7 protein-coding genes are annotated in these 6,586 nt (G+C 61.5%); all 7 read left to right on the top strand.

Annotated elements, in window-relative coordinates:
• Window positions 1–591, top strand: a 591-nt coding sequence (locus SBI19_RS29255; RefSeq protein WP_317973059.1) for a cysteine hydrolase family protein, incomplete at its 5' end; no start/stop codon positions are given.
• Window positions 588–1,037: a cupin domain-containing protein gene (locus SBI19_RS29250; RefSeq protein WP_317973058.1), complete on the top strand. Its 450-nt coding sequence runs from the start codon at window positions 588–590 to the stop codon at window positions 1,035–1,037. The genes SBI19_RS29255 and SBI19_RS29250, both read left to right, overlap by 4 nt.
• Window positions 1,038–1,053: 16 nt before the next feature.
• Window positions 1,054–2,250: an amidase gene (locus tag SBI19_RS29245; protein ID WP_317973057.1), complete on the top strand. Its 1,197-nt coding sequence runs from the start codon at window positions 1,054–1,056 to the stop codon at window positions 2,248–2,250.
• Window positions 2,251–2,347: 97 nt separating this feature from the next.
• Complete coding sequence (locus SBI19_RS29240; protein WP_317973056.1) at window positions 2,348–3,190, top strand: creatininase family protein; 843 nt, start codon at window positions 2,348–2,350, stop codon at window positions 3,188–3,190.
• Complete coding sequence (locus tag SBI19_RS29235) at window positions 3,187–4,080, top strand: fumarylacetoacetate hydrolase family protein (protein ID WP_317973055.1); 894 nt, start codon at window positions 3,187–3,189, stop codon at window positions 4,078–4,080. The genes SBI19_RS29240 and SBI19_RS29235 overlap by 4 nt, the downstream gene beginning before the upstream one ends.
• 30 nt (window positions 4,081–4,110) lie before the next feature.
• Complete coding sequence (locus tag SBI19_RS29230) at window positions 4,111–5,430, top strand: FAD-binding oxidoreductase (RefSeq protein WP_317973054.1); 1,320 nt, start codon at window positions 4,111–4,113, stop codon at window positions 5,428–5,430.
• 68 nt (window positions 5,431–5,498) lie between these two features.
• A partial coding sequence (locus SBI19_RS29225; RefSeq protein ID WP_317973053.1) for an amidohydrolase family protein occupies window positions 5,499–6,586 on the top strand: 1,088 nt, incomplete at its 3' end.

The following is a 6,586-nucleotide window of genomic DNA, read 5'->3' as shown; positions in this document are numbered from 1 at the left end:
GGTTCGCTCGGCGTCGAGACATCGCCGCTGCTTGAACCGGTCGCTCCGCTTGGGCGGCTGCTTCCGACGCTTCGCCAAGCCGGCGTGCCGATTGTGTGGCTCAATTGGGGCAATCGCGCAGACCGGATGAATCTGAATCCTTCGGTGCTGCATGTTTACGATCCGGACGGCTCCGGAACGGGCATCGGCAGTCCGTTGCCGCGAAACGGTTCGCGCGTGCTTGAACAGGGCAGCTGGGGCGCCGCGATCGTCGAGGGTTTGGAGGCAGCGCCGGAGGATATTCGTGTCGACAAATTCCGAATGAGCGGCTTCTGGGACACCCCTCTCGACAGCATATTGCGCAATATCGGGGCGCAAACGTTGTTGTTCGCGGGTGTCAATCTGGACCAGTGCGTCATGCATACGCTGCAGGACGCCGTCTGTCTCGGCTACGACGCAGTGCTGCTCGCAGACTGCTGCGCGACCAGCTCGCCGGCATTTTGCGCGGAAGCGGCCCTTTACAACATTAAACAATGCTACGGCTTCGTCGCCCGATCCTCGGCAATAGCGGACACGATGGCGGCGAGTGCCGGAAAGGATGAAGAAAGATGACGATACCGGGCTTGGTGCTGGGACATTTCGAGCAATGTGCGGTTCGGAAAATATCCGCCCGCGATACGAATAAATTCGTGCTGCTGTGCGACGGGACTCAGGCTCCGTTCGTCTCGGTGGTGGAGATTTTCGACGAGGGCGGTCAGACGCCTCCGAATGAACATGCGGAAGCGTTCGAATATTTCTACGTGCTGGAAGGAGAGGGGACGGCCATCGTCGGCGAAGCGGAGACGGCCATTCGCAAGGGCTCCTTCTTCGTCGTCCCCCCGGGCAATAACCATCAGGTGCGCAATACCGGCGCCGGCCGGCTGTATGTGCTGACGACGATGGTGCCCGACGAGAAGTTTTCGGATTTGATCAAATCCGGACCGGAAGCGAGTCTGGACGAGGAAGACCTCCGCGTGCTGAACGGCGCGCGCCCGGCCGGAGCCGAGACTATCGCTTAACGAGGGAGGACGCCATATGCAGAATGGCTTCAATGCATATATCAACGAGCATGTAGTCGTCGAACCGACCGGAACGGGACCGCTCTCCGGCATGGATTTCGCGGTCAAAGACGTGTTCGCCATCGCGGGGCATGCGAACTCGGCCGGCAATCCGGACTGGCTGCGCACCCACGGTCCGGCAGGCGCGCATGCCAAATCCGTCGCCCGACTGCTGTCGCGCGGAGGCCGGCTGAGAGGGGCGACGATTACCGACGAGCTTATGTTTAGCCTGAACGGGGAAAACGTCCATTACGGTACGCCCGTCAATCCGAAAGCGCCCAGCTCGATTCCGGGCGGCTCGTCCAGCGGTTCGGCTGTCGCGGCGGCTGCCGGTCTTGCGGATTTCGCGCTCGGCACCGATACCGGAGGTTCGATTCGCATCCCCTCCTCGTATTGCGGCCTGTACGGCATTCGGCCGACGCACGGACTTGTATCGCTGGACGGCGTCATTCCGCTCGCCGCCAGCTTCGACACCGTAGGCTGGATGGCCCGCGATGCCGCGACGCTGCTTCGAGTCGGGGAGGCGCTTATCGGCGGCGAAGACGCGGCCGCCGGAGGCGCTTTCAAGCGGCTGTTCTTTGCAACCGATGCCTGGGACGTAGCGGAGGCGAATTGCCGTCGGGCGCTGGCCGAGACGGCGGACGTGTTGGAAGGCGCGATGGATGCAAGCAGGCTTGTCGTATCTCCGCAAGGGCTTGAGGCCTGGTTCGCGACATTCCGGACGATGCAAGGTTACGAAATTTGGTCGGCCCACGGCGCGTGGATTACGAAGCACCGCCCGAAATTCGGGCCAGGGATCGCGGAGCGGTTTGCCTGGTCGGCCAATATTACCAGGGACGATTACGAGCGGGCGCTCCCCCTGCGGCAGCGCGTTCGCGAATCGCTGGAGGAGCTGCTTGGCGACGACGGCATGCTCGTCATTCCGACGGCGCCATGCTCCGCGCCCCGAATCGGTCTGACAGGCGCGCAAGTCGAGCGAACCCGCACGCAAGCAATGCAGTTATCCTGCATCGCCGGGCTCGGCGGCCTGCCGCAAGCGACGATACCGCTTAAGGGCGGAGACGGATTGCCGATCGGCTTGTCGTTCCTGGCCGGGCCGAGGCAGGACGCGAAGCTGCTGCGCTGGATCCGCGATTCGGCGTCGAGAATGCTTCCGCCTCAGACCGTCGGCTAAGGCTGCCATGTTACAGGCGGAGAGACCGAATCGGAAGCGACATTGTCCCGAACGCGAGGAACGGACGCACTTACTTTTAACGCGAAGGAGCATGCCTATGTTTATGCGATACGAAGGCGAGGCCTGGGAAGGGCGTTTCCTGCCGCGGCTGACGAGCAAGCAGGTGAAGGAGCTGCCGAAGGACGACGCGCTGATCGTACTGCCGATCGGCGCGATCGAACAGCACGGGCCGCATTTGCCGATCATGACCGATACGCTGATCGGCGAAGCGACGTTGACGCAGGCGCTTGCGAAGCTTCCGCCGGAAGCGAACGTATGGCTGCTGCCTCCGGTTTCCTACGGCAAGAGCAACGAGCATCTCGGACTGCCGGGCACGATCTCGCTATCCGCCGCGACGCTTCAGGGCATCGTGATGGACATCGCCGAAAGTCTGAAGCTGAGCGGATTCGGAAGGCTGCTGTTGTTCAACACGCATGGAGGCAACGTCGATCTGCTGAACGTCGTTGCCCGAGAAATTCGAATCCGACACGGGATGACTGTGTTCTATCTCGCGCCGTCCAGCCTTGGCGGGGCCGTAGACTTGATTGAACCGGAGGAGCTGGAATACGGCATTCACGGCGGGGACTACGAAACGTCCATCGTCAAAGCGATTAAACCGGGCTGGGTCCAGGACGAATTTCTTGTTCGGGAGATGCCGAACGTCGGAGACAAACGGTTTCTGACGCTCGAAGGGACAATCCGGTTCGCCTGGCGAATGGATGATATTTCGGCGAGCGGCATTTGCGGCGACGCAACGAAGGCGACGGCGGCCAAGGGCGCAATCATTCAGGAGCGAATAACCGACACGCTGGCCGAAGCGCTCGTCGAACTTTGCGCGTTCGATGTGTCCGACGTCCGGCTTGGCGCGGTTTCGAAGACGGGGGCGGAGGTGCCGTCATGAGGCTGGCGACGATCGTATCCGACGGCTGCGAGGAAGCGGCGATCGCGACCGAAACGGGCTTCGTTCCGCTTCGTATCGTCAACGAAGCGGCGGGGATGAGGTGGAGCACGCGTTTGCTGGGGCTGTTGAACCGAGGTGAAGCGGAGGCGCTGGAGGACTGGAGCCGGACCGAAGGCGCGCATTGGCTTCGCCGGCTCGAGGCGATTCCCGCCGCGGAGGCCGTATTCGCCCCGCCGTACCGTTATCCGCGCAAAATATGGGGAATCGGCGCCAATTACAGGGCGAAGGCGGCGGACATGAAGGTGACGCCTCCGGACGCCGAGCCGATCTGCTTCCTGAAACCCGATACGAGCCTGATCGGTCCCGGAGACGCCATCGTCATACCGGCCGGAGGCGGACGGGTGACCGCCGAGGCGGAGCTCGGCATCGTCATCGGGCAGGTCTGCAAGAACGTCACGGAAGAGGAGGCGGAACGCTTCATCGCCGGCTTCGTGCCGACGCTTGATATGACGGATCAGGACATACATGGACGCAACCCGCGTTTTCTCGGCCGATCCAAAAGTTTCGATACCTTTTTCAGCTTCGGGCCGGAGCTGGTGACGCTGCGAGAAATTTCCGATCCGGAAACGCTTCGGGTGGAAACGGTCTTGAACGGACGGGTCGTCCACGGCGCTTACGTTGCGGATATGATATACCCTCTGCGGCAGGTCGTTGCGTATTTCTCCCGCATGGCGACGCTGCTGCCGGGCGACGTCATTATGACAGGAACCCCGGGTTCGGTCGACATTCGCGAAGGAGACGTGGCAGAATGCCGAATCGGCGGTTTTGCCGGTCTTGTCAACCCGGTCAAGCAGGAACCAGAGGAGAAACTTCGGGCAGCGCTATCTTAAATTAATCAGAGTGGAAAGCAGGTGACGGAGATGTCTCTCGCATGGCAAACGGAAGCGAAAACGGATTTGGGCGATATTGCGGTGTACACGGACGAGGTGGCAGTCGAGAAGCTGTCGAAAGATTTTTACTGGTATTCCCCGGTGCTTGACGCCAAATTGAAGGGAAAGAAGGCCGACGCGATCTTCGCGCCGAAGGATGAGCGCGAGGTGGAAGCGGCACTCGCGTTCGCCTTCCGTCACCGGATTCCGGTTACGGTTCGCGGAGCGGGTACGGGCAACTACGGCCAGGCCGTTCCGTTGGAGGGCGGTATCGTACTGGATGTAAGCGGGCTCGACGCCATTGCGGAAATCGGCGACGGCTACGCGCGGGTCCAATGCGGCGTCAAGCTCGGCGCGCTGGAGAAGAAAGCGCGCGAATTGGGACAGGAGCTGCGCATCTATCCGAGCACGTTCGCGAAAGCGACGGTCGGCGGCTTCGTGTGCGGCGGCTCCGGCGGCGTCGGCTCGATAACATGGGGGAATTTGTGGGACGGCAACGTCTTGTCGGCCGTCGTGTATACGATGGAGGAGCGGCCGCGCCGCCTCGAAATCGCAGGGCGGGAACTGTACGACTATATCCATAATTACGGCACGACCGGCATCATGACGGAGGTTGTCGTTCCGTTGGCGAAGAAGACAGATTGGATGCAGGTCGTCGTCGAGTTCGACGATTTCGAGGACGCAGTCCGTTTCGGCGAAACGCTGGCGCGCAACGGCGCGATTCCGAAACGGCTCGTGACCCCGATCGAATGGCCGCTGCCATCCTTCTTCAAGCCGCTCGAGAAAGTGCTTGCTTCGGGCAAATCGGTCGTGTTCGCCGAGACGGCGGACGGTACGCTGCCGCAGCTGGCCGTGCTTGCCGCCTCGCACGGCGGCGGTATCGGCCATGTCATCCCGTCGGAAAAATACCGCAAAACGATCGGTTTGTCCGATTTTACGTGGAACCATACGACGCTTTGGGCGCTCAAAGCGGACGCCGCCTATACATACTTGCAGGCAGGCTTCGACCCGGCGCAATATATGGAGCAGCTGCGCGAGCTGAAACGCCTGTTCGGCGACGAGCTGCTGATGCATTTCGAATGGGTGCTTGCAGGCGGGCGATTGCTGCCCAGCGCTCTGCCGGTCGTCCGGTTCGTGTCGGAAGAGCGGCTTTATCATATTATCGAGACCTGTCGAAGCATCGGCGTCGAGATTTATGACCCGCACACCTGGATGCTCGATAACGGCGGGCGCGGTGCGGTGAGCGGGATGCAGCTTCGCAAGAAGCTGAACGATCCGCTTGGGCTGCTCAATCCAGGCAAGATCGGATAAAGCAGGCGAAAGTTTCGACGGCCCGAAGCGGCAACGCAAGGTCGGATAAGAAAAGGGGGACGAACGTTATGGGGACGCTGCTCGTCAGAAATGCCAGATCGATCGTCACGATGGACGGCGAGCGCCGCGTCATCGAGGGCGGCAGCTTGTACGCGGACGGCCAGGAAATTATCGCGATCGGGAAGGACATTGCCTATGAGGAAGCCGACACGGTCGTCGACGCCGCCGGCATGATCGTTTATCCGGGGCTGATCAACACGCACCACCATCTGTTCCAGACGTTGACCCGCAACATCCCGCTCGCCCAGGACTGCGAGCTGTTCGATTGGCTCGGCGCGCTGTTCGATATCTGGAGGCATTTGCGGCCGGAGGATATTTACAATGGCGCGGTCGTCGGACTCGGCGAGCTGCTGAAGACGGGCTGCACGACGGCGTCGGATCATTTTTATTGTTTCCCGAAAGGCATCACTGGCGAATTGATCGACGAGGAGATCCGAGCGGCCGCCGACCTTGGCATCCGCTTCTATCCGACGCGCGGCTCGATGAGCCTCGGCCGTTCGGATGGCGGGCTTCCGCCTGATGCCGTCTGTCAGACCGACAACGAAATCATCAAAGACACGATCCGCGTTATCGAGCGGTTCCACGACACCGACCGATTCGCAATGGTGCGCGTCGGCGTGGCGCCCTGCGCGCCTTTCAGCGTGACGTCGGATCTGCTTCGCGAATCGGCGGCTCTGGCGCGGAGCTATGGCGTCCGGATGCATACCCATCTCGCGGAAACGCTCGACGAGGAACGGTACTGTCTCGATCGGTTCGGCGTCCGTCCGCTCGAATATATGGAGCGGCACAACTGGGTCGGGGACGATGTCTGGTATGCGCACGGCATTCATTTCGACGACGACGAAATCGGCTTGATGGGCCGGCACAACTGCGGCGTGGCGCATTGTCCGACCAGTAACATGAAGCTGTCCTCCGGCGTGTTCAAGCTGCTGCGCATGCAGAAGGCCGGCGTCAAAGTCGGACTTGGCGTGGACGGCTCGGCGTCGAACGACGGAGGAAGCATGATCGGCGAAGCGAGAATGAGTTATTTGCTGCACAAACTGTCGCATGGTTCGGCGTCGCTGGATGCCGTCGGCGCGCTCGGTCTGGCTACGCG

Source organism: Paenibacillus sp. CCS19, assembly GCF_033239625.1.
Taxonomy (GTDB): Bacteria; Bacillota; Bacilli; order Paenibacillales; family Paenibacillaceae; genus Paenibacillus_T.
The sequence above is the reverse complement of the archived record's forward strand: the minus strand, read 5'-3'. Positions and strand labels throughout refer to the sequence as shown.